The following is a 24819-nucleotide window of genomic DNA, read 5'->3' as shown; positions in this document are numbered from 1 at the left end:
AACATCCTCGTTCCATAGTTGGGATTTTTCTTCAAAATATAACGTCCTGTGCGCCCTGTCACTTGATGAAAGTTCACGCATCAGAGGTAACACCTATACTCAAACTCAGACGTTTCTTTTTCCGTATAACGGGAGCTTTGATGATAGATCTCTATTTTGCGCCCACACCAAACGGTCATAAAATAACGCTTTTCCTGGAAGAAGCGGAGCTGGAATATCGCCTGATTCGCGTGGATATCAGCAAAGGCGATCAGTTTCGCCCCGACTTTTTGAGCATCTCCCCTAACAACAAAATTCCGGCCATTGTCGACAATCTCCCCGCCGACGGCGGTGCGCCGCTTAGCATATTCGAATCCGGAGCAATCCTGCTTTATCTGGCGGAGAAAACGGGGAAATTACTTAGCGGCGAACTACGCGAACGCTATCTTACGCTGCAATGGTTGTTCTGGCAGGTTGGCGGGCTGGGGCCGATGCTCGGACAGAACCACCACTTTAACCACTTTGCGCCGCAACCGGTACCCTACGCCATTGAGCGCTACCAGGTTGAAACCCAGCGTTTATATCAGGTGATGAATAAGCGCCTTGAGCGGGTACCGTGGCTGGCAGGCGAGCATTACAGCATTGCCGATATTGCCGCCTGGCCGTGGATCAATGCCCACTCGCGCCAGCGCGTCGATCTGGAGGATTACCCGGCGGTATTTAACTGGTTTGAGCGTATTCGTACACGTCCAGCGACCGAACGGGCGCTACTGAAGGCTCAACAAGTATAAGCATTACGGGTAACCTCTTCACATTGCTGAAAAATTTGATGCAAAATGTGCCCGCCATCGCATGCGGGTTTTACTGAGTCACATATGCTGAGGAAAGGCACACACATCCTGGAGGGAAACATGAAGATACTGATTACCGGCGGAACTGGCCTGATTGGTCGTCATCTGATCCCCCGCCTGCTGGAGCTAAAACACAGTATAACCGTGGTAACGCGCAACCCCGCGAAAGCACAGCAGTTGCTTGATGCGCGCGTAAGCCTGTTAAAAGGGCTGAACGAGCTGACCAACCTGAATGATGTCGATGCGGTGATCAATCTGGCTGGTGAACCCATTGCCGATAAACGCTGGAGCGAGGAACAAAAACAGCGCTTGTGCAACAGCCGCTGGCAAATAACCCAGCGGATTGCCGATTTGATCAATGCCAGCGACACGCCGCCACAGGTGCTGATCTCCGGTTCAGCCGCCGGTTACTACGGCGATCTCGGTGAAGTCGTGGTTACTGAGGAAGAACCGCCACATAACGAATTTACGCATAAGCTTTGCGCCCGCTGGGAGCAAATCGCCTGTGAAGCGCAAAGCGATCGCACCCGGGTTTGTCTGCTGCGCACCGGCGTGGTGCTCGCACCGAAAGGCGGCATTCTCGGTAAGCTGCTGCCGCTGTTCCGTCTTGGCCTTGGTGGCCCCATTGGCGATGGTCGCCAATATCTGGCGTGGATCCATATTGATGATATGGTCAACGGCATTCTCTGGCTGCTGGATAACGACCTGCGCGGGCCGTTCAATATGGTTTCACCCTACCCGGTTCGTAATGAGCAGTTCTCGCATACGCTCGGCCATGTGCTGCACCGTCCGGCCATTATGCGCGCGCCTGCATTTGCGGTGCGCCTGATGATGGGTGAATCCTCCGTGCTGGTGCTTGGCGGCCAACGCGCGCTGCCAAAACGCCTCGAAGCCGCCGGGTTTGCCTTCCGCTGGTACGATCTTGAAGAAGCGATGGGAGATGTGGTTTCCTCCTAATTTTCGTGGCATCCGAACTTTGCTTGCGGTGGTAAGCTAAAGCGCCTTATCACCGCAAAGGCGATTTCATGACGTTGCACACACCCCGCTTTGCCCTCTCTTCATTTCAGGAATCCGACTGGCCGTTTTTTCTGCACCTGCGCTCATGTGACAGCGTGATGCGCTATATGGCCGAAATCGCCTCCAGAGCACAAATCCGAACCCTGTTTGACGATCGCCTGCGGGACAGCAATGCCTTTATTATTCGCGACCAACACAGCGCGGTTGGCGATATCGGCCTGCGCATCAGCCAGCATAACCCGCAGGAGGCCGATGTCGGCTATTCGGTTGCACCAGCAGCCCAGGGGCGTGGCGTCGCCTCGGAAGCTCTGCAAGCGCTCTGCGAGCACGCCTTTTCGCAGAGCAAAGTGAAAGCTCTCAATGCGTGGGTACTGGCAGACAATCAAGGATCGATACGGGTGCTGGAAAAGAGCTGCTTTACCCGCGTGCAGGTGCTGGAAAAAGTGTATCTGCTCCACGGTGAGTATTATGACGACTGGATTTACCGGCGGGAAAAATAAGGCTTACACACTGCGCTGACATGCACGTTAAAAGAGAGGAAAACAGAAGGGATGAAATCCGGCAAAACGCGGTTTTGGCTTTATCTGGTGCTGTTCACGATATGGATTATCTGGATACTGTTTGCCAGCAGGCTCAGCCATAAAGTCTACCTGCAAGCGGGCGCGCCAGACACGCTGGTGATGCTGGCGATTGCCGTGCTGGGGGCGTTATTAGCAACCTGGTGCAGCAGGAAAAAAGTCACCCGCAACAAAACCCGGCTGCTGACGTTTATGGGCGTTTTTTTGTTCGCAGAGTTGATGTTGTGGAATGTACCGGAAGCCTGGGTACGCTACAGCGCAGACGAGAGAGTACACAGCGAAGTGGCTTTCTCGATTGGTCACCCTGGCCCACCAATCAGTAAGAGTAAGCACTGCGAAGCCGGGTTACGTTTCTATGACGAGTGGCTTCAGCGCCCGATTGAGCTATGCACGCGCGATGCCATCGTTGTGCCTGGCGCACAGAAAGTACAGCTGGAAAAACGCGTCAGCGCCAGAGGTGCCGTGTTTACCCACTATCGTTTTATCTCAGCGAACGGCATCCCGCAGGGATGGTGGCCTGTCTCGCCACCTTCCCTTTAAGGAGCTTTATTTAAGCGAACCTTTTAGGAACTGCTGCAAACGCGGGCTTTTCGGATTGCCGAATAACTCATCCGGTGTGCCTTCCTCTTCAATCTTGCCTTGATGCAGGAAGATAACGTGAGTGGAAACATGGCGCGCAAACCCCATTTCGTGGGTCACCACCACCATCGTTTTCCCCTCTTCCGCTAGCTTTTGCATGATGCGCAGCACTTCCCCCACCAGTTCCGGATCCAGCGCCGAGGTGGGTTCATCGAACAGCAGCACTTCCGGCTCCATCGCCAGCGCACGCGCGATAGAAACACGCTGCTGCTGACCACCGGATAAATGCACCGGGTATTTCTGCTGCTGCATCGCATCGATGCCGACTTTCGCCAGGTATTTCACCGCACGTTCGCGAGCTTCCTGCTTGCTCAAGCCCAGCACCTGGATGGGCGCTTCCATGACATTTTCTAATACCGTCATATGGCTCCACAGATTGAAATGCTGAAACACCATCGTCAGGCGCGTACGCAGCAGACGCAGCTGATTTTTGTCGGCGACTTTTAACTGGCCGTCTTTGTCGCGCACCAGATTGATATTCTGCCCGTTAACCACGATCGAGCCTTCGCTCGGTTTTTCGAGAAAGTTAATGCAGCGCAGAAACGTACTTTTACCGGAGCCGGAAGAACCGATGATGCTAATCACATCACCTGCGTTCGCCTGCAACGAGACCCCTTTCAACACTTCATGCTCGCCGTAGCGCTTGTGTAGATCGATAACGTTTAATTTATTCTCAGACATCGTGTTCTCAGTGCGTCGAAGAAGGTTTCATATGCTGAAGCCAGCGCTTTTCCGCTTTGCGAAAAAGGCTGATCAGCACATAAGAGATAATCAGATACAGCACTGCGGCAATACCAAACGCGGTAAACGGCTGGTAGGTCGCAGAGTTAATATCGCGAGCAATTTTCAGCAGATCCGGCACCGTGGCAGTAAAAGCCAGCGCCGTGGAGTGCAGCATCAAAATGACCTCGTTGCTGTAGGCAGGCAGCGCGATGCGCAGCGCCGACGGCAGGATAATGCTGCGATACATTTTGAATGAGGAGAAACCATATGCGCGCGCCGCTTCAATTTCACCGTGCGGCACAGAGCGGATCGCACCGGCGAAAATTTCTGTCGTGTAGGCGCAGGTGTTGAGCGTAAGCGCCAACACCGTACAGTTAAGGCCACTGCGGAAAAAGGCGTTCAGCAGCTCGGTGCCCTTCACCACTTCCAGCGTGTACATGCCGGAGTAGAACACCAGCAGTTGCACATACAGCGGCGTGCCGCGAAACACATAGGTGAATAACCAAATCGGGAAGCGGATAAATTTATTGCTGGAAACGCGCCCGATAGCCAGAAATACCGCCATCACGCCGCCCATCACCACCGAGGAGATCAGCAACCACAGCGTGATAGCCACGCCAGTCAGGCGATAGCCGTCGCTCCACAGAAGGGATTTCCAGTACTCCTGAATAATCTCGATCACAGGTCAGCCCTCTTCACACCCACCGAGTAGCGACGTTCGAGCAGAAGCAGTACGCCATTGGAAGCCGTTGTAAAAATGAGATAAATGACACCGCAGACAATCGCGAAATAGAAGGGCTCCCAGGTGCTTTTCCCGGCGAGCTGCGTGGCTTTGACCACATCTTCCAGCCCCAGCAGCGAGACCAGCGCGGTAGCTTTGAGGATCACCTGCCAGTTATTGCCAATGCCCGGCAGCGCGTAACGCATCATCGCCGGAAACAGAATGCGGCGGAAAATCTGGCGACCAGTAAAACCGAAAGCAGTTGCAGCTTCAATGTGCCCCTTCGGCACCGCCATAAAGGCGCCACGGAAGGTTTCAGTGAAATAGGCGCCGTAGATAAAGCCGAGGGTGATAATACCCGCCACCATCGGGTCAATATCCAATTGGTCCATGCCCAGCGCATCGGTAATGCCATTGAGCGCAATTTGCAGGCCGTAAAAAATAAGCAGCATCAGCACCAGATCCGGCACACCGCGGATAAGCGTGGTGTAGCCTTCAAAGATCAGCGCGAGTAGCCGGTTTTTCGAGAGCTTCGCGCCCGCACCCGCCAGGCCAATCAGTACCGCCAGCACCACGGAACTGAGTGCCAGTTCCAGCGTGACCAGCGTGCCTTGTAAAATTACTTGAGAAAACCCGTACAACATGCAGCCAGTCCTGTCGTGTGTGGTGTCGCCGTGTCTCTTCCCCTCCCGCAGCGGGAGGGGCCGCACGTTAATCACGCGTGGTATTAACCACCGTAAACATCGAAATCAAAGTATTTCTTCGCCAGCTTTTCGTAAGTCCCGTCAGCGCGCATCTCTGCAAAGGCTTTATTGAGCGCGTCGCGCAGTTCAGTATCGCCTTTGCGCACGCCCATACCGGTACCGACGCCAAACAGTTTTTCGTCTTTAATGGAAGGGCCACCAAATTTGTAGGCTTTGCCTTGCGGGGTTTTCAGGAAACCTTCGCTGGCGGCCACTTCATCCTGAAACGCGGCGTCGATACGACCTGCTGTCAGGTCGGAGTAAATATTGTCCTGCCCTTGATAGGAGACAATTTCCACCCCTTTCGGTGCCCAATGCACGTTGCCGTAAGTTTCCTGCGTGGTGCCTTGCAACACACCAATGCGTTTGCCTTTCAGTTTGTCCAGCTCCGGCTGAACATCAGAATCTTTCGCCACCACCAGGCGGGAATCCGCCGCGTAGAGCTTGTCGGTAAAATCAATTTCCTGCTGGCGTTTTTCCGTAATGGAGAGCGACGACATAATGGCGTCGATTTTTTTCGCTTTCAGAGACGGGATCAGCGCGTCGAGTGGGTTTTCGATAAACACACATTGCGTATTAATGCGTTTACAGAGTTCTTTTGCCAGATCGATATCAAAACCCACTAATTCCCCCTGCGCATTCTTCGATTCGAAGGGCGCATAGGTGGGATCGGTACCGATACGTAATTTTTGCGGAATGGCGGCGAACACGTTGGAAACACTGGAGAAAGCGAGCACCAGAGAAAGAGATAACACCAGTTTTTTCATCATTATCCTCAACAGACTGTCTTCCCTAAGGGAATTCTCATCACAATACGGTGCCGCTATCGTGCCACTTTATGCCCCGTTAAGGCAAAAAATTATGGCTGCATAATGGCTGTTATTTGCATTCTGAATGCTTAACTATGCACCAATGCACCAATACGAAGCATTCAATGCACCGTTTTGGAACATCCACCGTATCTCTGCACCATGCCGATTTCCCGGCATGGCACAGTTTTCCCTTTTGACCCGGCATAGCGGGTCGGCCAGTCTTAATCGCCGTAGACGTTAAAGTCGAAGTATTTCTTGGCGAGTTTGTCGTAGGTGCCGTCTTTGCGCAGTTCGGCAAACGCTTTGTCGAAGGCGGCTTTCAGCTCGGTATCATCTTTACGCAAGCCGATACCGGTGCCATCACCGAAGTATTTTTTGTCTTTTACTGACGGACCAGCAAATGCAAAATCTTTCCCGGCAGGCTGTTTCAGGAAGCCTTCGCTGGCGGCAACTTCATCCTGGAACGCGGCGTCCAGACGACCTGCGGCGAGGTCAGAATAGATCAAATCCTGGTTCTGATAAGCCACCACATCGATGCCTTTACTGCGCCAGTTGTCATTGGCGTAGCCTTCCTGCGTCGAGCCTTGCAACACGCCAACATGCTTACCTTTCAGCGACTCCAGCGTCGGTTGAATCGGCGAGCCTTTAGCGGCGATCAGGCGGGAATCTGCGGCGTAAAGTTTGTCAGAGAAGGCGATCTCTTGCTGACGTTTCTCGGTAATCGACAGAGAAGAGATGATGGCATCGATTTTCTTCGCTTTCAGCGACGGGATCAGCGCGTCGAAATCGCTACCCACCCAAGTGCATTTCACGTGAATGCGTTTGCACATTTCATTGCCAAGATCGATATCAAAACCCACGAAGTCCCCTTTCGCATCTTTCGATGAGAACGGTGCGTAAGTTGCATCCGTACCGATGCGTACCGTCTGGGGAAGCGCTGCATAAACGCTGGCTGTCGCCGACAGACCCAGCAGTAAAGACAGAGCAAGAACCGTCTTCTTCATACATTACCCTCAAGTGTTCTGTTTTTATTTTGTATTACGTTGTGTTGTGTGTTGCTGGTAGTTACCTTGCACGTCTTATGCCACTTTCCCGCGCGTTAAAAAACACTGCGTTAAATTTGTTAATAAAACGTTGCAAACTTACTTAATGATGAAAGATAGCAGCTCTGCTGAACGAACCGCAGTGCTAACACAGCGAAAAGAGGATTAAATGTTGAGGATATGATCGCGCTTGCAGAATTGCCCCAAAAAAGCGCATGCCGGTATGACGCGCACTATTTTGCGACATCGCTCCCTTGCCAGCGAGTAAAAAGGTCTTGCGGTAATTCAATATCGAACTGATCCAGCACGCGGTTTACCGTCTGATCAACCACCTCTTGCAAACTCTGCGGGCGATGATAAAACGCCGGAACCGGCGGCATAATCACCGCGCCCAGTTCCGCCGCTTGTGTCATCAATCGCAGGTGTCCGAGATGCAACGGCGTTTCACGCACGCACAGCACCAGCGGTCTACGCTCTTTGAGCACCACGTCCGCCGCACGGGTCAGCAGGCTGTCGGTATAACTGTGAACAATGCCGGAAAGGGTTTTGATCGAGCACGGCAAAATCACCATGCCTGCGGTTTTAAACGAGCCAGAAGAGATACTGGCAGCAATATCGCGCGCGTCATGCACCACGTTCGCCAGCGATTGTACATCACGCAGCGAGTAGTCGGTTTCCAGAGCGAGGGTCTGGCGAGCGGCCTGACTCATGACCAGATGGGTTTCGACTTCCGCCACGTCACGCAGCACCTGCAACAGACGCACGCCGTAGAGCGCACCGCTGGCACCTGAGATACCCACTATGAGTCGTTTCATGATTGTTGCCCCTTTTTACACGCACGAACTTTGCCTGATTATAGAGGGCGTTGCAACAGCTTGCGCCCCTCAGAGCGGGGGCGCAGGAGGATCAACCTTCGTTATGCATCTCTAAACTTTCCACTTCGTTCTGAAGTTGCACCGCTTTGGCATCGTCATTACGCAAGGAGTCGAGATAATCCAGGTATTGCTGATCAACATCTTTGGTGACGTAGATACCGTTAAATACCGAACATTCAAACTGCTGAATATCCGGGTTCTCGGCGCGCACCGCGTCAATCAAATCGTTAAGATCCTGGAAAATCAGCCCGTCAGCGCCGATGATCTGGCGGATTTCATCCACTTCACGACCGTGCGCAATCAGCTCATTTGCCGTTGGCATATCGATACCGTAGACGTTCGGGAAACGAATTTCCGGGGCGGCAGAAGCGAGATAGACTTTCTTCGCGCCAGCTTCGCGCGCCATCTCGATAATCTGCTCTGAAGTGGTGCCGCGTACGATGGAATCATCCACCAGCAGCACGTTTTTATCGCGGAACTCAGCGCGGTTGGCGTTCAGTTTGCGGCGCACAGATTTACGGCGCAACTGTTGGCCCGGCATGATGAAGGTACGGCCGACATAGCGGTTTTTCACAAAACCCTGGCGGTACGGCTTACCGAGAATACGGGCGATTTCCAGTGCGATATCGCAGGAGGTTTCCGGAATCGGAATAACCACGTCGATATCCAGATCTTCCCATTCGCGGGCAATCTTTTCGCCGAGTTTAGTGCCCATGTTCACACGCGCGCTGTAGACGGAAATTTTGTCGATAAAAGAGTCCGGGCGCGCAAAGTAAACGTACTCAAACAGGCACGGGTTGCTGACCGGGTTGTCCGCGCACTGGCGGCTGAACAACTGGCCTTTTTCAGTGATATACACCGCTTCGCCCGGCGCGACATCGCGCAGGAAGTCAAAGCCCAGCGTATCAAGCGCCACGCTTTCAGAAGCGACCATATACTCGGTGCGGCCATCGCCGAGCTCACGTTTGCCCAGCACCAGCGGGCGAATACCGTTCGGATCGCGGAACGCAACCATACCGTGGCCGATAATCATTGCCACACAAGCGTATGCACCGCGGATCTGGTGGTTGGTGGCGGCAATGGCGGCAAAAATGTTGTCGGCTTCCAGCGGATAATGGCGGAAGTTATCCAGCTCACTGGCAAAGATATTGAGCAGGATTTCAGAATCAGAGGTGGTGTTAATGTGGCGACGCTTCTCTTCGAACAGCTTTTTACGCAGCTCGTGCGCATTGGTCAGATTGCCGTTGTGCGCAAGCGTAATGCCGTACGGGGAGTTAACGTAAAAAGGCTGCGCTTCTGAAGCACTGGAGCTGCCCGCAGTGGGATAACGTACGTGACCAATACCCATATTGCCCTGCATACGCTGCATATGGCGGGCTTCAAATACATCACTCACCATGCCGTTCGCTTTACGCAGACGGAAACAGTTATTGGCATCAATCGTGATGATGCCCGCAGCATCCTGCCCACGGTGCTGAAGCACCGTCAACGCGTCATAAATCGACTGGTTTACCGGCATAAAACCGGCGATACCGACAATACCGCACATACGTCTTTTCCTCGTTAAGAGTTTGGTTTAGTAGGCGTAATTGTCGAAGACAGTTTGAACACGGACAGCGCGCAACAACCGGAGCGTACACGTAGTACGCGAGGATTGTGAGCACTGCCCAGGTTCAAAATGGCGAGTAAAATAGCCTAATACACCAAACTCTAAGCCACATCTCAGGGTTTATGCCCTGGGCAAGAAACTCGACGAGCTTTGCAGATAGTCAAAGAACCATCTGATGATGAAGCTGAATTGCGGGATAAGCTGCGACTTCTGCCAGTCTTCACTCTTCGACAGGCCTGTAAAGGTATCCAGAAAGAACAGAATGGCGGCGACGATCAGCACGCCGCGTAGCGCGCCAAAACAGATCCCCAACACCCTGTCAGTACCCGACAGGCCGGTTTTCTCCACCAACGCACCGATCACATAGTTAACGATAGCGCCAACAATCAGCGTCGCGATAAACAGGACTGCAATGGCGATGCCATTGCGCACCAGTTCGTCTTCAAAGCCCGTGAACCAGACAGACAGGTAAGTGTAGTAATGACTGGCGACAAAGAAAGCACAGCCCCATGTCACCAGCGATAACGCTTCACGAACAAAGCCGCGGATCAGGCTTACCAGACAAGAAAAACCAATCACCGCAATGATGGCGTAATCAATCCAGACCATATGTGTCCCACGATTTTACGCCCTGTCGTCCAGTTCGGGGCGCATTCTAACAGAAAAAGAAAACGTTTGCGTAGGGATTTCCTTCCCGCGCGGAAATAAAAATGGCGCTGAAAAAATATTCAACGCCATCGGAACTTTGGCCTCTTCGGGCGTGTTAATTATTGGCTTCCCTCGCCCTCTTATGTCGCAAAGCGAGGCAAGGATCAGCCATTAATTCGCGCTATAGTTCATGACAACGCCGCTTAAACCTGAGATCTGTTTAAGCTCGCCGAGTGAATCTTTTAGCTTGTCCCGTGATGCATCCGGTCCCACCAGAATGCGGGTAATTTTACCCTGAACCGGCGTCGTCGGCGACGTGTAAACGCGATACCCCGCGCCACGTAATTTGCCCACCACTTCATTCACTTTATCGGCGTTTTTCAGCGCGCCCAGTTGCACGACATACGCTTTACCGGTCGGCGCGGATTTATCCTCCTGCGCTTTTGCCGGCGCGTCGTTGGTCGCCGTCTGCTGCTCACGTGCGGCAGGCGGTTGCGCCTGCTGCTGCGGTTGCGGTTTTGGCTGCGGCTTCTCGACAGGTTTTGGCTTTGGCTGTTCTACCGGCGTACTGGTGACTTCCGGATCCGGGCTGCCGTTCCCCGCCAGGCGCGACGAATCCAGCGATGGCGCTGCCGCGTTCCCGGCGCGCACCTCTTCCGCTGCACCTTCCGGCGGCTGCGCCGGTAACGCTTGCGTTGCCGCAGGCATCATATCGGGCTCATCGCGATCGCCGGGTTTCGGCACCAGCGGGATCGCCGCGAACTCATCCTGATAATGCTTTTTCTGCCCGTCGAGTAGCCCAGGGAGAATAATCACCCCGAGCGCGACCAGCACAATGGTTCCCATCAAACGGTTCTGAAACTTACTTGCCACCGGTTCTCCCCGCTTTTTCCATCGCTTCCATGACATGTGCCACCGTGTGGAACGAGCCACACACTAGCACGGTATCACAGGCGTCGGCGTCCGCCATTGCCGCCTGCCAGGCCTGCGCGACATCCGGCCATGCACGGCTGTTTTGCAGATGCGCCAGCAATTGTTCCGCTGTTGCACCGCGCGGCCCTTCCAGAGGGGCACAATACCAGCTATCGACCACCGGCTCCAGACAGGCAAGCGTTCCGGCGATGTCTTTATCATGCAACATGCCAATCACCGCCAGCACGCGCCCGGTTTTCGGTAGCGCGGAAAGGCGCCCGGCAAGATAGCCTGCCGCATGAGGATTATGCGCGACATCGAGGATAAGACGCGGCGACTCGCTCACAATCTGGAAGCGTCCGGGCAAAATCGCGCTGGCGATGCCATCGCGGATAGCCTGCTCGCTCACCGCCAGTTTGCTGGCGCGCAGCGCGGCCAACGCGGTGGCGGCATTTGGCTGCGGCACCTGCGGTAGCGGCAATCCGTTCAGCTCGCCCTGCGCATCGCGAAAACGCCAGCTATCTGCGCTCACTTCATACTGCCAGTCCACGTCACGGCGCAGCAGTTGCGCATCTTTTTCATGCGCCACGTCGGCAATGGTGTGCGGCATGTCTGGTTCGCCAACCACCGCCGGTTTACCGCTGCGGAAGATGCCCGCTTTTTCGCGGCCAATACTTTCACGGTCCGGCCCCAGCCAGTCGGTATGATCAAGTGCAATGCTGGTGACAACGGCGACATCGGCATCAACCAGATTGGTCGCATCCAGGCGACCACCAAGGCCGACTTCCAGAATCACCACATCGAGCTGCGCCTGTTTAAACAGCCACAGTGCCGACAGAGTGCCGTATTCAAAGTAACTCAGCGAAATATCGCCACGCACAGCTTCGATTTCGGCAAAAGAGTGGGTATGTGCGCTCTCGGCCAGCTCATCACCCTGCACACGTACGCGTTCGGTGTAACGCACCAGATGCGGCGAACTGTAAACGCCGACACGGTAACCCGCAGCCAGCAAGATGGATTCCAGTGTGCGGCAGGTCGTACCTTTGCCATTGGTTCCGGCAACGGTAAAGACAAACGGCGCGGGACGGAGCACATCGAGACGCGCCGCCACCTGGCTTACGCGCTCAAGGCCCAAATCGATGGTTTTACTGTGCAGATTTTCCAGATAAGAAAGCCACGCGGCCAGGGGCGACGTGGCTTGCGGAATGCGTTTTGTGTCCATGGTGCCCGTTGATAATGTACGGTTTGAAAAGCAAAAGGGCAGAGCCTGTCGGCTCTGCCCTTCGGTATTATCAGGCTTCGCCTTCCTGATCGGTCGGTGACGGCATCACCGTGCCCGTCAGCGTATCTTCCGGTTCCGGCGACGGCAGATTCATCAGCTTCGCCAGAATACGCGCCAGTTTAAGGCGCAGTTCCGGGCGGCGGATAATCATATCGATCGCACCTTTTTCAATCAGGAATTCGCTGCGCTGGAAACCTGCCGGAAGTTTCTCACGCACGGTCTGCTCGATAACGCGCGGACCGGCAAAACCAATCAACGCCTTCGGTTCAGCGATGTTCAGATCGCCCAGCATCGCGAAGCTTGCGGAGACGCCGCCCATGGTCGGGTCGGTCAGCACGGAGATATACGGCAGACCGCGCTCCTGCATTTTCGCCAGCGCGGCAGAGGTTTTCGCCATCTGCATCAGCGACATCAGCGCTTCCTGCATACGCGCGCCGCCGGAAGCGGAGAAGCAGATAAGCGGGCAGTTGTCTTCCAGCGCCTGCTCGACCGCACGCACAAAACGCGCGCCGACAACCGAACCCATTGAGCCGCCCATAAAGGCAAACTCAAACGCCGCTGCCACAACCGGCATGCCGTGCAGCGTACCTTTCATCACCACCAGCGCGTCTTTCTCGCCAGTTTCTTTCTGCGCGGTCGCCAGACGGTCTTTGTACTTTTTGGAGTCGCGGAACTTCAGCACATCTTTTGGCTCAAGTTCGCTACCCAGTTCTACCAGTGAACCTTCATCCAGCAGGCTATGCAGGCGATTACGCGCTGACATCCGCATGTGGTGGTCACATTTCGGGCAGACCTCAAGGTTACGCTCCAGCTCGGCGCGATACAGCACCTGGCCGCAGCTGTCGCATTTTGTCCACACGCCTTCAGGGATGCTCGCCTTACGGGTGGGGGTAATATTGCTCTTAATTCTTTCAATCCAGCTCATTGATAACCTTTATACATGAACCTGGTAGCCCATAAATGGTGCACATTAAAACATAACGGTTCGCAACTTGGGATAAAAAAGTGGTCGAACCGCCACTGACTTCTTATTTTACCTGTCGCGACGCGGCGCGGCGGTGACGAATAACTTCAAACACTCCGGGAAGTATAGACACCACGATAATTCCCACAATCAGCAGCTTAAGATTCTCCTGGATAGCCGGGATGGTGCCAAAGAAATATCCTGCGTAGGTGAACAGTAACACCCACAGCAGCGCGCCAGCCACATTGAACAGCGCGAAGTGGCGATAGGACATATGCCCCATGCCTGCGACAAAAGGTGCAAAAGTACGCACGATCGGGACAAAACGCGCCAGGATAATCGTTTTGCCACCGTGTTTCTCATAAAACTGATGCGTTTTATCGAGATAGCTGCGACGGAAAATCTTTGAATCCGGATTGCTGAATAAACGCTCACCGAACACACGTCCTATGGTGTAGTTCACCGCATCGCCCGCAATCGCGGCAACCAACATCAGTACCACCATCATATGGACATTCAGATCGTTAGTGCCGAGCGAGGCCAGCGCGCCAGCAACAAACAGCAGCGAATCACCCGGCAAAAACGGTGTCACCACCAGGCCGGTTTCACAAAACAGGATCAGGAACAGGATGGCGTAAACCCAGATGCCGTATTGCGCTACCAGCTCCGCCAGGTGCACATCAATATGCAGGATGAAATCAATGAGGAAGTGTATTAAGTCCATGTCTGGTTATGCCTTTTTAAATTGCGACTAGTCCGCCAGGAACAGCGGGCCCATTGGCGCAGCGGGAAGCTCAAAGCGTGCGGGATAATCCACCGACACCAGATAGAGCCCTTCCGCTTTCGCCGTTGCTGCCGCCAGCGTTCTGTCCCTTACCGCCAGCAACTCTGCTATCCAGCTCTCCGGCTGGTTGTGGGCGCCTACTTCCATCAGGCTGCCGACAATATTCCTGACCATATGATGTACAAAGGCATTGGCTTTGATATCGACCACAATATAAGCACCGTAGCGGCTGACGTTGATATGCATCAGGTTACGCCACGGCGTGCGCGACTGGCACTGCACCGCCCGAAACGAGGTAAAGTCGTTTTCACCAAGCAGGCACTGCGCCGCACGGTGCATACGCTCTGCGTCCAGCGGCTGGTGATAATGCGTAACGCCATAACCGAGGACGGCCGGACGCAAACGATGATTGTAGATGACGTAGCGGTAACGGCGAGCCGTAGCGCTAAAACGCGCATGAAAATCATCCGGGACATCTTTTACCCAACGTACCGCGATGTCACCAGGCAAATTCGCATTTACGCCCAGCGTCCAGGCCGCGTCTTTGCGTAGCGCAGTAGTTTCAAAGTGCACCACCTGGCCAGTTGCGTGCACGCCTGCGTCGGTACGTCCGGCGCAGAACACATTAATCGGCTCGTTAGCCACCTGCGAGAGCGCTTTCTCCAGCTTCTCCTGCACGCTGCGTACTTCCTGCTGACGCTGCCAGCCGTAATACTTGCTGCCGTCGTACTCAATGCCAAGAGCGATTTTGTAGACCGGCGCTTTCAGCTCGTCCTGCATCAGTACAGGTACTCCTGCACCAGTTTTTCGGCAACTTTCACCGCCATCAGCGCTCCGCCAAAACGCACGTTATCGGCAACCGACCAGAACTGCACCTGCTCCGGCATACCGTAATCGTTACGCACGCAACCCACAGAAAGATGCGCCTGACCGGAGGCATCGCCGACCTGGGTCGGATAATCCCCCGCTTCAGAGAGCGCAATATCTTCAACGCGGCTGAACGCGTCACGAGCCTCTTCCGCCGCCAGCGGGCGCATCGTTTCAAAGCTCACCATCTGCGCGTGGCCGTAAAACACCGGTGACTGCACGCAATTAGCCGAGATCATCAGCCCTTCATCCTGCAAAATTTTGCGCATCTGATCGATGAGAACCCGCTCTTCGCGCACAATGCCTTCGCTGTCCGACAGCAGCGGTAGCATATTGAACGCCAGTTGGCGACCAAAATAGTCATCGTCATCAATCGGGATACCATTTAACAGCTTGGCGCTCTGCCCGGCCAGCGCGTCCACCGCCTGCTTGCCATTACGGGATACGGACAGTAAACAGGTCACACTAATGCGCGATATACCACCTTCATCAATCAGCGGTTTCAACGCCGCCAGCAGTTGGCTGGTCAGGCTGTCCGGCACGGCAATGATGTTGCGATTACGGTAATCCGCCAGTACGAATGGGTTAACATCCGGCATCACCAGCGGTACATCGGGTTCCAGAGCAAACAGACCGCTGGTGTCGATCACCAGACATCCTGCGTTGGTCGCCTCTTCAATATATGTCTCGGAAGCCTGTGCTCCCGCGACGAAAAAAGCCAGTTGCACCTGCGTCCAGTCAAACTCAGCGGCATCCTCCACACGCACGGTTTTACCGGCAAAACGCAGGTTTTCACCCGCACTTTCGCTTCTGGCCAGCGCATACAATTCGCCAACCGGGAACTGGCGCTCCGCTAACGTTGCGATCAAGGCTTCTCCGACAGCACCCGTGGCGCCGAGAACGGCAATATTCCAGCCTTCAGACATGGTGATTTACTCCAGGAAAAAAGCGTCCCCGCCGAAGTATTCGGCAGGGAGCATTAAGATGACATTAACGAACCGGGTTGTGCGTGGCGTTGAAGCCAAGCTTTTGCAGCAGCGCGGCAGCGCTGGCGTCATCGCACTGCACATACAGCGATGACCATTCGCGGCGCTCTAAGTAATTTTTGCGCAACTTGTCAAACTCCCCCGGCGTGCCCGCTACTTTTCGCAGCAGTGCATCGTCGCGGCGCACATCATACACCAAATGCACCAGCCTTTTTAGCGTTGACTGATCAAGCGGACCATGCAGCGTAATGCGGCCAAATTCCGGTGCGGGCAGCAGCGTATCCAGCGCCACTTGCTGGCGCTTGCCGATAAAATCGCTAAAGGCTTCAAACACCTGCGTGGTACCGCGCGCTTTGCCTTCAAGAGTGTAACCGGCGATATGCGCCGTACCGATATCAACGAGGTTAAGCAAATCGACATTCAGATCCGGCTCCGGCTCCCAAACGTCCAGCACCACGCTCAACGCCTGCCCGGCCTGCAAATGGTGCAGCAGCGCAGCGTTATCCACCACCGGCCCGCGACAGGCATTTATCAGAATTGTGCCAGGCTTCAAGCGAGAAAGCAGCGCGTCATCGGCCAGGTGCAGCGTTTTATACAGCCCGTCTTTAAACAGCGGCGTATGGAATGTCAGCACATCGGCTTCGCGCACCAGTTCATCCAGGCTGCGGAAATCCCCTTCATCGCCACGATCGGCGCGCGGCGGATCGCATAACAATGTGCGAACGCCGAACGCTTCCAGCCGCGCCTGCAGGCGACCACCCACGTTACCTACGCCAACGATCCCCACGGTGCGATCCTGCAACGCAAAGCCATCGTGCTCCGCCAGCATCAGCAGCGAGGAGAAAACATATTCGACGACCGCAATCGCGTTACAACCCGGTGCGGCGGAAAAGGCAATTCCTGCCTGTTGCAAAAACGCCTCATCAACATGGTCGGTACCCGCCGTCGCCGTGCCGACAAATTTGATCCCCGTGCCCTGTAATAAACCGTCATTCACCTTCGTGACAGAGCGCACCATTAAGGCGTCCGCATCAGCCAGTTCCGCCACGGGAATCGGGCGACCGGGAACCGCTTTTACCTCACCCAGACGACTAAAAAGATCGCGGGCGTAAGGCATATTTTCATCAACAAGGATTTTCACGCTTCAGTACCTGTTTGAGAACGGGAGTTGAGCGCGCAAGTGTGCCATAATCTCGCGGCCGGGCATACCCGCAATGCCGCCACCGCCACGCGAGAGTAAGAGGAAACCATGATTCAACCCATTCAGGGTGCCCCCGCGCGCCCTCCCGGGCAAGAGCCTGCTCAGGCCGCCAATAATATCGGCGAACAGCCGTTATCAACAATGCAGCGCACCGTGCTGGAGCGTCTGGTTATTCGCCTGATTGCGCTAACCCAGCAGCAGAGCGCAGAAGTCTGGGCGGGCGTTAAGCACGATTTAGGGCTGAAGAACGACACGCCGCTGCTTTCCCGCCATTTTCCGGCAGCGGAACAGAACCTCAACCAGCGCGTAGAGACGGCAACACAAAACCACACAAATCGCCAGGTGGTTTCACAGCTGACGGAGCTATTGAGCCAGGGGAATAATCGCCAGGCGGTGAGTGATTTTATTCGCCAGCAGTTCGGGCAGACGGCGCTAAGCCATCTGACGCCGCAGCAGTTGAAAACTGTGCTGACAATGTTGCAAAACAACCAGATAACTATTCCGCAGCCGCAACAGCGCCCGGCAACCGAGCGCCCATTGCTGCCCGCGGAGCACAACTCGCTCAACCAGGCGGTCACCAAACTGGCGGCGGCGACGGGCGAATCCGGCAAGCTTATCTGGCAGTCAATGCTGGAGCTTTCCGGCGTGAAAAACGGCGAGCTGATCCCGGCAAAACACTTTACGCCGCTGATGACCTGGTTGCAGGCGCGCCAGACATTGAGCACGCATCCCGCACCGACGCTGCATATCATCCAGACTGTGCTGAAGCAGCCGTTGGATAACAACGAGATGCGCAGCATTACCGAGTACGCACAGCAAACCTGGCAAGCGACGCCGCAGACCGTGCTGACCACCGCGCAAGTGCAGGATATTCTTAATCAGGTCTTCCTGCGCCGAACCGAGCGGGCGTCGGGGATGATTGAAGTGCGCGATATTCAGCCGATTTACAGCCCATTTGTGGCACCGATTGTGGAGACGGTTAAAGCAATTTCCACCCGTCCGGGTTTCTTCTTTATCGCCCTGCTGATCGTGGCGTTTCTTTTCTGGCTACTCAGTTAAAAAAATCCCCTCCGCTGGAGGGGATTCGCTTTTACAGATTGTCACCGTTATGTTTGATCACGTCCTGATACCACCAGAACGATTTCTTACGGCTGCGCGCCAGCGTGCCGTTGCCGTCATTGTCCTTATCTACATAGATTAAGCCGTAACGTTTTTTCATTTCGCCAGTGCCAGCCGAAACCAGATCGATGCAACCCCATGGCGTGTAGCCCATTAAATCAACGCCATCTTCCACTACCGCTTTTTTCATTTCGCTGATGTGGTTACGCATATAGTCAATGCGGTACTGGTCATTGACCACGCCATCGCTTTCAGGCTTATCAATCGCGCCAAAACCGTTTTCCACCACAAACAGCGGCAATTGATACATATCGTAGAAGTAGTTCAGCGAATAGCGCAGACCAACCGGGTCGATTTGCCAGCCCCAGTCTGACGCTTTGACATACGGGTTCGGCACCAGGCTCTTGGTTTCGTCATAATCCAGCTGCGGGTTGTCTTCTTTCGCCTTGGTCACGAAAGACATGTAGTAACTGAAGCCGATATAGTCGACGCAGCCACGCGTGAGGATCTGCAAATCATTGTCAGTAATGTCGAGTTTGAAACCACGACGAGCGAAATAATTGAGCAGGTGTTGCGGGTAATAACCACGCACGTGCACATCGGTAAACCAGTAGCGGCGGTGCATCGCCACCACCGACATCATCATATCGTCTGGCGCACAGGTTAACGGGTAAATCGGGCACATGGCGATCATGCAGCCAATTTTAAAATCCGCATTGATTTTATGCCCGGCCTCTACCGCCAGCGCGCTCGCCACCAGCTCATAGTGCGCAGCCTGATACATGATCACTTCGCGATCTTCGCCGGGTTGGTACTTCACCCCGGAGTTAGTGAACGGCGCGAAATCTTCGTGGTAGTTGGCCTGATTATTGATTTCGTTAAAGGTCATCCAGTATTTCACCTTGCTGCGGTAGCGGGTGAAAACGGCATTGGCGAAACGCACAAAGAAGTCGATTAATTTACGGTTGCGCCAGCCACCATATTCGGTGACGAGGTGATACGGCATTTCGAAATGGGAAAGGGTAATCACCGGCTCGATGTTGTATTTCAGGCATTCGTCGAACAGATCATCATAGAATTGCAGCCCGGCTTCGTTTGGCTCTAACTCATCGCCTTTCGGGAAAATACGCGTCCAGGCAATGGAGGTGCGAAAACATTTAAAACCCAGCTCGGCGAACAGCTTAATGTCGTCTTTGTAGCGATGGTAAAAATCGATGGCATCATGGTTGGGATAATTTTTACCGGGCAGCACACCGTCGGTAATTTCACGCGGTACGCCGTGCGCGCCAGCGGTCATCACATCGGCAACACTCACGCCTTTACCGCCTTCCTGCCAGCCGCCTTCCAGTTGATGTGCGGCAACAGCGCCACCCCATAAAAAATCCGCTTTAAACCCAGGCATATTTCTCTCCTTTCGCTCAATGGTGAGCAAAGGATAAACAAGCCCACGATGACATGACATCATCGTGGGCTTGTTTTGTGAAACCGGTTGCAAAGAGTTTTATTGCTGCCGTTTTCTGCGTTATTTACGTGAGCGGAAAGCGATTAACGTCACAATAATCCCGGTCACCGCGGAGATAGCCCCGGCAAGGAAGACCGACGGATAACCCAGCGACGTGGCCAGCAGGCCAGTCAACGGACCGGTAAAGGCATACGAGATGTCCTGAAACGCGGCATAACCGCCGAGCGCCGTGCCGCGCACCTGCGGTGGCACGCGTTTCACCACTTCCACACCGAGTGCCGGGAATATCAGCGAACAACCGCAGCCGGTTAACGCCGCGCCAAGCAGCGCCGCCCACGCATCGTGCGCCTGCCACAGCAACAGCAAACCCACGGTTTCAACCATCAGCGAGGCTATCGCCACCCGAACACCGCCAAACCGATCCGGCATCCAGCCAAACAGAATGCGCATCAGCACAAACGCACCGCCAAAGGCGGTCAAGGTAAAGCCCGCCATTGACCAGCCGTTGCTGGCGAAATAGAGCGAAACAAAAGTGCCAATAACCGCAAAGCCGACGCCCTGTAACGCCAGCCCAAGACCTGGCTGCCAGACAAGCCCAACCACGCTCCACAGCGACGGACGTTCACCAGGGTGTGCCGGAACTTTACGCACACTGCCGTTAAACGCCCAGGCGATAAACGGTAACGCGATAGTGGTCGCGGCCAGCGTCGCAAAACCGAACCGGCTGTGGATCAAGAGTCCCAGCGGCGCACCGGCTGCCAGAGCGCCATAAATCGCCATCCCGTTCCACGACATCACTTTGCCGGAGCGCGCCGGGCCCACCAGCCCCATGCCCCAGGTCAGCGTTCCGGTCAGTAACTGGCTTTCACCAAAGCCGAGAATTAAACGCCCCACCACCAACAGCGCGAATTTCGCCATCGGTTCAACCGGCAATAATGCCGCCAGCAACCACGCCACGCCAGCAAGCGCGCAGGCAAACATCCCCTGCAACGCCGAACGTTTGGCGCCGAACTGATCCGCCAGTCGCCCGGCGTAGCCGCGCGTTAAGACGGTGGCAAGAAACTGTACTCCCCCAGCGATACCGACCATCGTGTTGCCATAGCCGAGCTGGTGGTGAACAAACAGCGGGATCACCGGCAACGGCAGCCCAACGGTCATATAGGTGAGAAACACCGCGAAAGCGATGCGAAACAGCGAGACATTCGCTGAAGAGGAACTAACAGAGTGTGTTTCTGCAGACATGCATTACTCCATAACGCAGAGTAAGGCGGGATTTGGAAGTACCACGCCCCCTCTACCTGAGTTTCAGGGTTAAGGTGCGTTGGTTAACGTTAAACGCTTACGCATTATCGTGCGGATAATGTTGCGGGAGGAGTTTGCCTGTCGTCGCGGCGGGTTGTCAACGCGTAAAAATAATTCGTCCAAAGGCGTCATTGCTTTCGCCCCCCGAGAACGAACTAAAGGTTCTAAAAAAGCCGCTGCCAGTTCGGTTAGCGTTCACTCTAAAAACCTGTTGCTGACCACAGGGCATGGTTGTAAGTGGACAATAAAAAAGGGAGCCTCAGGCTCCCCTTCTCGCGGTCAGACAAACTTATTTCAGTTTGCGCATCACCAAAGTGGCGTTCGTGCCGCCAAAACCGAAGCTGTTAGACATGACGGTGGTCAGCGTCGCATCCTTCGGTTTAGTCACGATGTTCAGGCCTGCTGCCTGCTCATCCAGCTCTTCAATGTTGATACTCGGCGCGATAAAGCCGTGCTCCAGCATCAGCAGGGAGTAGATCGCTTCCTGTACGCCAGCAGCGCCCAGAGAGTGACCGGTCATCGCTTTGGTCGCGGAAATCGCCGGGCTGTTGTCGCCGAACACTTCGCGGATTGCGCCCAGTTCTTTCACGTCGCCAACCGGCGTGGAAGTCCCGTGGGAGTTCAGATAGTCGATCGGGGTGTCAACGCCGTGCATCGCCATCTTCATGCAGCGCACTGCGCCTTCGCCTGATGGCGCCACCATGTCTGCACCATCGGAGGTCGCGCCGTAGCCAACGATTTCCGCATAAATGTGCGCGCCGCGCGCCAGCGCGTGCTCCAGCTCTTCAACCACAACCATACCGCCGCCGCCCGCGATAACAAAACCGTCACGATGCGTATCATAAGTACGGGAAGCTTTATCCGGGGTTTCGTTGTATTTGGTAGAGAGCGCGCCCATCGCGTCGAACTCGCAAGCCATTTCCCAGCACAGCTCTTCGCCGCCGCCAGCAAAAACGATGTCCTGTTTGCCCAGTTGGATCTGCTCTACCGCGTTACCGATACAGTGCGCGGACGTCGCACACGCTGAACTGATCGAGTAGTTAACGCCATGAATTTTGAACGGTGTTGCGAGACAAGCGGAAACCGCAGACGCCATCGCTTTGGTGACCACATACGGCCCCACCGCTTTCAGACCACGCGGGCTGCGCATTGCATCAGCGCCGAAAACCTGAGATTTAGACGAACCGCCAGAACCTGCAATCAGGCCCACGCGCGGGTTGTTCTGATAAACTTCGTCTTTCAGGCCAGCATCGTCAATCGCCTGCTGCATGGAGAGATAGGAATAGATAGAGGCATCGTTCATGAAACGAACCACTTTACGGTCAATCAAACCAGTGGTGTCCAGTTTAACGTTACCCCATACGTGGCTGCGCATGCCGGAATCTTTGAATTCCTGAGAGAATGTGATCCCTGAGCGTCCTTCACGCAGGGATGCCAGGACTTCCTGCTGGTTGTTACCAATGCTGGAAACGATGCCCAAGCCAGTAATCACTGCACGTTTCATTCAATACCCCTAAAGTCGCACTAATTAAGTTTCGAGTCGCAAGATAGCGTACACTTGTACGCCGAACAAGTCCGATCAGACAATTTCTGAGGAAATTTGCGCCTTTCTTTGTCCCTCGTTAAGATCGTGACACTGCTTGATGGACGAGTAACTTACGTGAAACAAACCGCTATACAATCCGCCAACCTGGAATTCAACGCTGAGGGTACACCTGTTTCCCGAGATTTTGACGATGTCTACTTCTCCAATGATAACGGGCTGGAAGAGACGCGTTATGTTTTTCTCGGCGGCAACCGTCTTGAACACCGTTTTCCTGACCACCCGCGCCCGCTGTTTGTGGTCGCGGAGAGCGGTTTCGGCACCGGCCTGAACTTCCTTACCCTCTGGCAGGCGTTTACGACGTTTCGCGCAGTTAACCCCGACACTACCCTGGAAAGATTACATTTCATCAGTTTTGAAAAATTTCCGCTCACCCGCGACGATCTCCGTAAAGCGCATGCCCACTGGCCGGAACTGGCGAGCTGGGCAGAACAACTGCAAGCGCAGTGGCCGCTGCCTTTTGCCGGTTGCCATCGTCTGTTACTGGATGGCGGTCGCGTAACGCTCGATTTATGGTTTGGTGATATCAACGAACTGACCGATACGCTGGACGATTCGCTTAACCAATGCGTGGATGCCTGGTTTCTTGATGGGTTCGCGCCCGCCAAAAACCCGGACATGTGGACACAAAATCTGTTTCAGGCGATGGCGCGCCTTGCAAGACCAGGCGGTACGCTGGCGACCTTTACCTCGGCGGGTTTTGTCCGGCGTGGTCTGCAAGAGGCGGGTTTTACCATGCGCAAAAGCAAAGGTTTTGGTCGCAAACGCGAAATGCTCACGGGAGTGATGGAAAACCCGCAAGCGCCGGCTGTTCGTGCGCCGTGGTTTGCCCGCAGCGGCACAGAGAAACGCGAGGTGGCATTAATTGGCGGCGGCGTTGCCAGTGCTCTGTTGTCACTGGCGTTACTGCGTCGCGGCTGGCAGGTCACGCTGTATTGCGCCGATGACGTTCCTGCCGAGGGCGCATCCGGCAACCGCCAGGGCGCACTCTATCCTTTGCTCAGCGCGCACGATCCCGCACTGGCGCGCTTCTTCCCGGCGGCTTTTACCTTTGCCCGCCGCGTGTACGACGCGCTTCCCGTTGAATTCGACCATCAGTGGTGTGGCGTCACGCAACTCGGCTGGGATGAAAAAAGCCAACACAAAATCGAACAGATGCTGACGCTGGATCTCCCCCCGGAACTCGCCAGGCGCATTGAGGCAAATGAGGCCGATACGCTCTGCGGCGTGGAAACCGGCTGCGGCGGCATCACTTACCCGGCTGGCGGCTGGCTCTGCCCGGCGCAGCTCACGGCAGCGGCCATCGCGCTGGCTTGCGAACAGGGCTTGCAGGTGCACTATGGTCATGATGCCGGGCAATTAACGGCTAAAGATAATCACTGGCAACTGCATTTCAAACACGGCGAATTACGTCAGCATGCCGCCGTGGTGCTGGCAAATGGGCACCGCATTCACCACTTCCCGCAAACGGAAAAACTGCCGGTTTACCCGGTGGCAGGCCAGGTCAGCCATATTCCCACCACGCCTCAGCTCGCCCAACTGCGCCAGGTGCTGTGTTATGACGGCTATCTGACGCCGCAAAACCCGCACCATCAGCAGCACTGTATCGGCGCAAGCTATCACCGCGGTCAGCAGGAAACCGTCTACAGCGAAGCCGATCAGCAGCAGAACCGCCAGCGCTTGATTGATTGCTTCCCGCAGGCTTCATGGGCCAAAGAGGTGGATGTCAGCGCGGGCGACGCACGCTGCGGGGTGCGCTGTGCCACGCGCGATCATCTGCCAATGGTCGGTAACGTAGCGGATTACGACGCAACGCTTAACGCTTATGCCTCACTTGCAGAACACGCCGAAACAGCCGTCAGCGCGCCGGTCTATGACGGTCTGTTTATGCTGGGTGCGCTGGGTTCACGCGGGCTTTGCAGCGCGCCGCTGGCGGCAGAAATCCTGGCATCGCAAATGAGCAATGAACCCATCCCGCTGGACGGCGAAACACTGGCAGCCATGAACCCGAACCGTTTATGGGTCAGAAAGTTATTGAAGGGTAAAGCAGTGAAATGAAGTAGATATTTTCCCTCTCCTGAATGGAGAGGGAAAAAACG

Annotated in this window: 24 protein-coding genes; 6 read left to right on the top strand and 18 right to left on the bottom strand. The window is 55.0% G+C overall.

Annotated features, from left to right (window positions below):
• Nucleotides 1-140 precede the first annotated feature (140 nt).
• From yfcG to ACFX4O_RS17685, 4 genes are all read left to right on the top strand, one after another.
• Nucleotides 141-770: a GSH-dependent disulfide bond oxidoreductase gene (gene yfcG, locus ACFX4O_RS17700; RefSeq protein WP_380210549.1), complete on the top strand. Its 630-nt coding sequence runs from the start codon at nt 141-143 to the stop codon at nt 768-770.
• Between the two features lie 120 nt (nt 771-890).
• Nucleotides 891-1787, top strand: coding sequence for a TIGR01777 family oxidoreductase (locus tag ACFX4O_RS17695; RefSeq protein ID WP_131406821.1), 897 nt, complete (start codon nt 891-893; stop codon nt 1785-1787).
• 68 nt (nt 1788-1855) lie between these two features.
• Entirely contained in the window at nt 1856-2347 is a 492-nt protein-coding gene (locus ACFX4O_RS17690; RefSeq protein ID WP_380210547.1) for a GNAT family N-acetyltransferase, read from the top strand.
• 51 nt (nt 2348-2398) lie between these two features.
• On the top strand, nt 2399-2965 hold the full coding sequence (locus ACFX4O_RS17685) for a hypothetical protein (RefSeq protein WP_380210545.1): 567 nt from the start codon (nt 2399-2401) through the stop codon (nt 2963-2965).
• Between the two features lie 6 nt (nt 2966-2971).
• Here the strand turns inward: ACFX4O_RS17685 and hisP are convergent, their stop codons facing one another.
• The 15 genes from hisP to pdxB form a co-directional block, all read right to left on the bottom strand.
• Nucleotides 2972-3745, bottom strand: a complete 774-nt coding sequence (gene hisP / locus ACFX4O_RS17680) for a histidine ABC transporter ATP-binding protein HisP (RefSeq protein ID WP_131406815.1) — start codon at nt 3743-3745, stop codon at nt 2972-2974.
• A 7-nt stretch (nt 3746-3752) separates the two neighbouring features.
• Nucleotides 3753-4469, bottom strand: coding sequence for an ABC transporter permease (locus tag ACFX4O_RS17675; RefSeq protein ID WP_131406813.1), 717 nt, complete (start codon nt 4467-4469; stop codon nt 3753-3755).
• Complete coding sequence (locus tag ACFX4O_RS17670; RefSeq protein ID WP_380210542.1) at nt 4466-5152, bottom strand: histidine ABC transporter permease HisQ; 687 nt, start codon at nt 5150-5152, stop codon at nt 4466-4468. Before ACFX4O_RS17670 ends, ACFX4O_RS17675 begins: the two co-directional genes overlap by 4 nt.
• An 83-nt stretch (nt 5153-5235) precedes the next feature.
• Nucleotides 5236-6018 (bottom strand): histidine ABC transporter substrate-binding protein HisJ, encoded by a 783-nt coding sequence (hisJ, locus tag ACFX4O_RS17665; RefSeq protein WP_017458619.1) that lies wholly within the window; start codon nt 6016-6018, stop codon nt 5236-5238.
• A 266-nt stretch (nt 6019-6284) separates the two neighbouring features.
• Nucleotides 6285-7067 carry a lysine/arginine/ornithine ABC transporter substrate-binding protein ArgT gene (argT, locus tag ACFX4O_RS17660; protein WP_131406809.1) on the bottom strand — a complete coding sequence of 261 codons (783 nt, stop codon included), beginning with the start codon at nt 7065-7067 and terminating at the stop codon, nt 6285-6287.
• Nucleotides 7068-7339: 272 nt separating this feature from the next.
• On the bottom strand, nt 7340-7921 hold the full coding sequence (locus tag ACFX4O_RS17655; protein ID WP_380210540.1) for a UbiX family flavin prenyltransferase: 582 nt from the start codon (nt 7919-7921) through the stop codon (nt 7340-7342).
• Between the two features lie 91 nt (nt 7922-8012).
• Nucleotides 8013-9530: an amidophosphoribosyltransferase gene (purF, locus tag ACFX4O_RS17650; protein ID WP_380210538.1), complete on the bottom strand. Its 1518-nt coding sequence runs from the start codon at nt 9528-9530 to the stop codon at nt 8013-8015.
• A gap of 180 nt (nt 9531-9710) precedes the next feature.
• Nucleotides 9711-10199, bottom strand: a complete 489-nt coding sequence (cvpA, locus tag ACFX4O_RS17645) for a colicin V production protein (protein WP_007371056.1) — start codon at nt 10197-10199, stop codon at nt 9711-9713.
• Between the two features lie 210 nt (nt 10200-10409).
• Nucleotides 10410-11111 (bottom strand): cell division protein DedD, encoded by a 702-nt coding sequence (gene dedD, locus ACFX4O_RS17640; RefSeq protein ID WP_131406802.1) that lies wholly within the window; start codon nt 11109-11111, stop codon nt 10410-10412.
• Nucleotides 11101-12372 (bottom strand): bifunctional tetrahydrofolate synthase/dihydrofolate synthase, encoded by a 1272-nt coding sequence (gene folC / locus ACFX4O_RS17635; protein ID WP_380210536.1) that lies wholly within the window; start codon nt 12370-12372, stop codon nt 11101-11103. The genes dedD and folC overlap by 11 nt, the downstream gene beginning before the upstream one ends.
• Before the next feature lie 70 nt (nt 12373-12442).
• Nucleotides 12443-13357: an acetyl-CoA carboxylase, carboxyltransferase subunit beta gene (gene accD / locus ACFX4O_RS17630; protein ID WP_131406798.1), complete on the bottom strand. Its 915-nt coding sequence runs from the start codon at nt 13355-13357 to the stop codon at nt 12443-12445.
• 103 nt (nt 13358-13460) lie between these two features.
• Nucleotides 13461-14120 carry a DedA family protein gene (locus ACFX4O_RS17625; RefSeq protein ID WP_131406796.1) on the bottom strand — a complete coding sequence of 220 codons (660 nt, stop codon included), beginning with the start codon at nt 14118-14120 and terminating at the stop codon, nt 13461-13463.
• Nucleotides 14121-14147: 27 nt separating this feature from the next.
• Nucleotides 14148-14960, bottom strand: a complete 813-nt coding sequence (truA, locus tag ACFX4O_RS17620; RefSeq protein WP_380210533.1) for a tRNA pseudouridine(38-40) synthase TruA — start codon at nt 14958-14960, stop codon at nt 14148-14150.
• Entirely contained in the window at nt 14960-15973 is a 1014-nt protein-coding gene (locus tag ACFX4O_RS17615) for an aspartate-semialdehyde dehydrogenase (protein ID WP_380210531.1), read from the bottom strand. Before ACFX4O_RS17615 ends, truA begins: the two co-directional genes overlap by 1 nt.
• 64 nt (nt 15974-16037) lie before the next feature.
• Nucleotides 16038-17174 carry a 4-phosphoerythronate dehydrogenase PdxB gene (gene pdxB / locus ACFX4O_RS17610; RefSeq protein ID WP_380210529.1) on the bottom strand — a complete coding sequence of 379 codons (1137 nt, stop codon included), beginning with the start codon at nt 17172-17174 and terminating at the stop codon, nt 16038-16040.
• Nucleotides 17175-17285: 111 nt separating this feature from the next.
• On the opposite strand from pdxB, the gene flk reads away from it, so the two are divergent.
• Complete coding sequence (flk, locus tag ACFX4O_RS17605; RefSeq protein WP_170312048.1) at nt 17286-18293, top strand: flagella biosynthesis regulator Flk; 1008 nt, start codon at nt 17286-17288, stop codon at nt 18291-18293.
• 31 nt (nt 18294-18324) lie between these two features.
• Here the strand turns inward: flk and ACFX4O_RS17600 are convergent, their stop codons facing one another.
• The 3 genes from ACFX4O_RS17600 to fabB form a co-directional block, all read right to left on the bottom strand.
• Nucleotides 18325-19755 carry a 6-phospho-beta-glucosidase gene (locus ACFX4O_RS17600; RefSeq protein WP_380210528.1) on the bottom strand — a complete coding sequence of 477 codons (1431 nt, stop codon included), beginning with the start codon at nt 19753-19755 and terminating at the stop codon, nt 18325-18327.
• 120 nt (nt 19756-19875) lie between these two features.
• Entirely contained in the window at nt 19876-21057 is a 1182-nt protein-coding gene (locus ACFX4O_RS17595) for an MFS transporter (protein ID WP_380210526.1), read from the bottom strand.
• Nucleotides 21058-21406: 349 nt separating this feature from the next.
• Nucleotides 21407-22621: a beta-ketoacyl-ACP synthase I gene (gene fabB / locus ACFX4O_RS17590; RefSeq protein ID WP_131406781.1), complete on the bottom strand. Its 1215-nt coding sequence runs from the start codon at nt 22619-22621 to the stop codon at nt 21407-21409.
• Nucleotides 22622-22777: 156 nt separating this feature from the next.
• Here fabB and mnmC point away from each other — a divergent pair, with 156 nt between their 5' ends.
• The gene (mnmC, locus tag ACFX4O_RS17585) at nt 22778-24778 is read left to right on the top strand and encodes a bifunctional tRNA (5-methylaminomethyl-2-thiouridine)(34)-methyltransferase MnmD/FAD-dependent 5-carboxymethylaminomethyl-2-thiouridine(34) oxidoreductase MnmC (protein WP_380210524.1); all 2001 of its coding nucleotides are present in this window, start codon (nt 22778-22780) and stop codon (nt 24776-24778) included.
• The last annotated feature ends 41 nt before the right edge of the window (nt 24779-24819 follow it).

The sequence above is a fragment of the Kosakonia sp. YIM B13571 genome, from assembly GCF_042788095.1.
Taxonomy (GTDB): Bacteria; Pseudomonadota; Gammaproteobacteria; order Enterobacterales; family Enterobacteriaceae; genus Kosakonia; species Kosakonia quasisacchari.
The sequence above is the reverse complement of the archived record's forward strand: the minus strand, read 5'-3'. Positions and strand labels throughout refer to the sequence as shown.

Coding starts and splice junctions, on each gene's coding strand:
- truA (WP_380210533.1), bottom strand. CDS start 14,960: ATGCAGGACGAGCTGAAAGCGCCGGTCTACAAAATCGCTCTTGGCATT.
- ACFX4O_RS17600 (WP_380210528.1), bottom strand. CDS start 19,755: ATGCCTGGGTTTAAAGCGGATTTTTTATGGGGTGGCGCTGTTGCCGCA.
- ACFX4O_RS17615 (WP_380210531.1), bottom strand. CDS start 15,973: ATGTCTGAAGGCTGGAATATTGCCGTTCTCGGCGCCACGGGTGCTGTC.
- ACFX4O_RS17695 (WP_131406821.1), top strand. CDS start 891: ATGAAGATACTGATTACCGGCGGAACTGGCCTGATTGGTCGTCATCTG.
- hisP (WP_131406815.1), bottom strand. CDS start 3,745: ATGTCTGAGAATAAATTAAACGTTATCGATCTACACAAGCGCTACGGC.
- hisJ (WP_017458619.1), bottom strand. CDS start 6,018: ATGAAAAAACTGGTGTTATCTCTTTCTCTGGTGCTCGCTTTCTCCAGT.
- yfcG (WP_380210549.1), top strand. CDS start 141: ATGATAGATCTCTATTTTGCGCCCACACCAAACGGTCATAAAATAACG.
- argT (WP_131406809.1), bottom strand. CDS start 7,067: ATGAAGAAGACGGTTCTTGCTCTGTCTTTACTGCTGGGTCTGTCGGCG.
- ACFX4O_RS17625 (WP_131406796.1), bottom strand. CDS start 14,120: ATGGACTTAATACACTTCCTCATTGATTTCATCCTGCATATTGATGTG.
- ACFX4O_RS17595 (WP_380210526.1), bottom strand. CDS start 21,057: ATGTCTGCAGAAACACACTCTGTTAGTTCCTCTTCAGCGAATGTCTCG.
- ACFX4O_RS17670 (WP_380210542.1), bottom strand. CDS start 5,152: ATGTTGTACGGGTTTTCTCAAGTAATTTTACAAGGCACGCTGGTCACG.
- purF (WP_380210538.1), bottom strand. CDS start 9,530: ATGTGCGGTATTGTCGGTATCGCCGGTTTTATGCCGGTAAACCAGTCG.
- cvpA (WP_007371056.1), bottom strand. CDS start 10,199: ATGGTCTGGATTGATTACGCCATCATTGCGGTGATTGGTTTTTCTTGT.
- ACFX4O_RS17690 (WP_380210547.1), top strand. CDS start 1,856: ATGACGTTGCACACACCCCGCTTTGCCCTCTCTTCATTTCAGGAATCC.
- accD (WP_131406798.1), bottom strand. CDS start 13,357: ATGAGCTGGATTGAAAGAATTAAGAGCAATATTACCCCCACCCGTAAG.
- ACFX4O_RS17655 (WP_380210540.1), bottom strand. CDS start 7,921: ATGAAACGACTCATAGTGGGTATCTCAGGTGCCAGCGGTGCGCTCTAC.
- folC (WP_380210536.1), bottom strand. CDS start 12,372: ATGGACACAAAACGCATTCCGCAAGCCACGTCGCCCCTGGCCGCGTGG.
- ACFX4O_RS17685 (WP_380210545.1), top strand. CDS start 2,399: ATGAAATCCGGCAAAACGCGGTTTTGGCTTTATCTGGTGCTGTTCACG.
- fabB (WP_131406781.1), bottom strand. CDS start 22,621: ATGAAACGTGCAGTGATTACTGGCTTGGGCATCGTTTCCAGCATTGGT.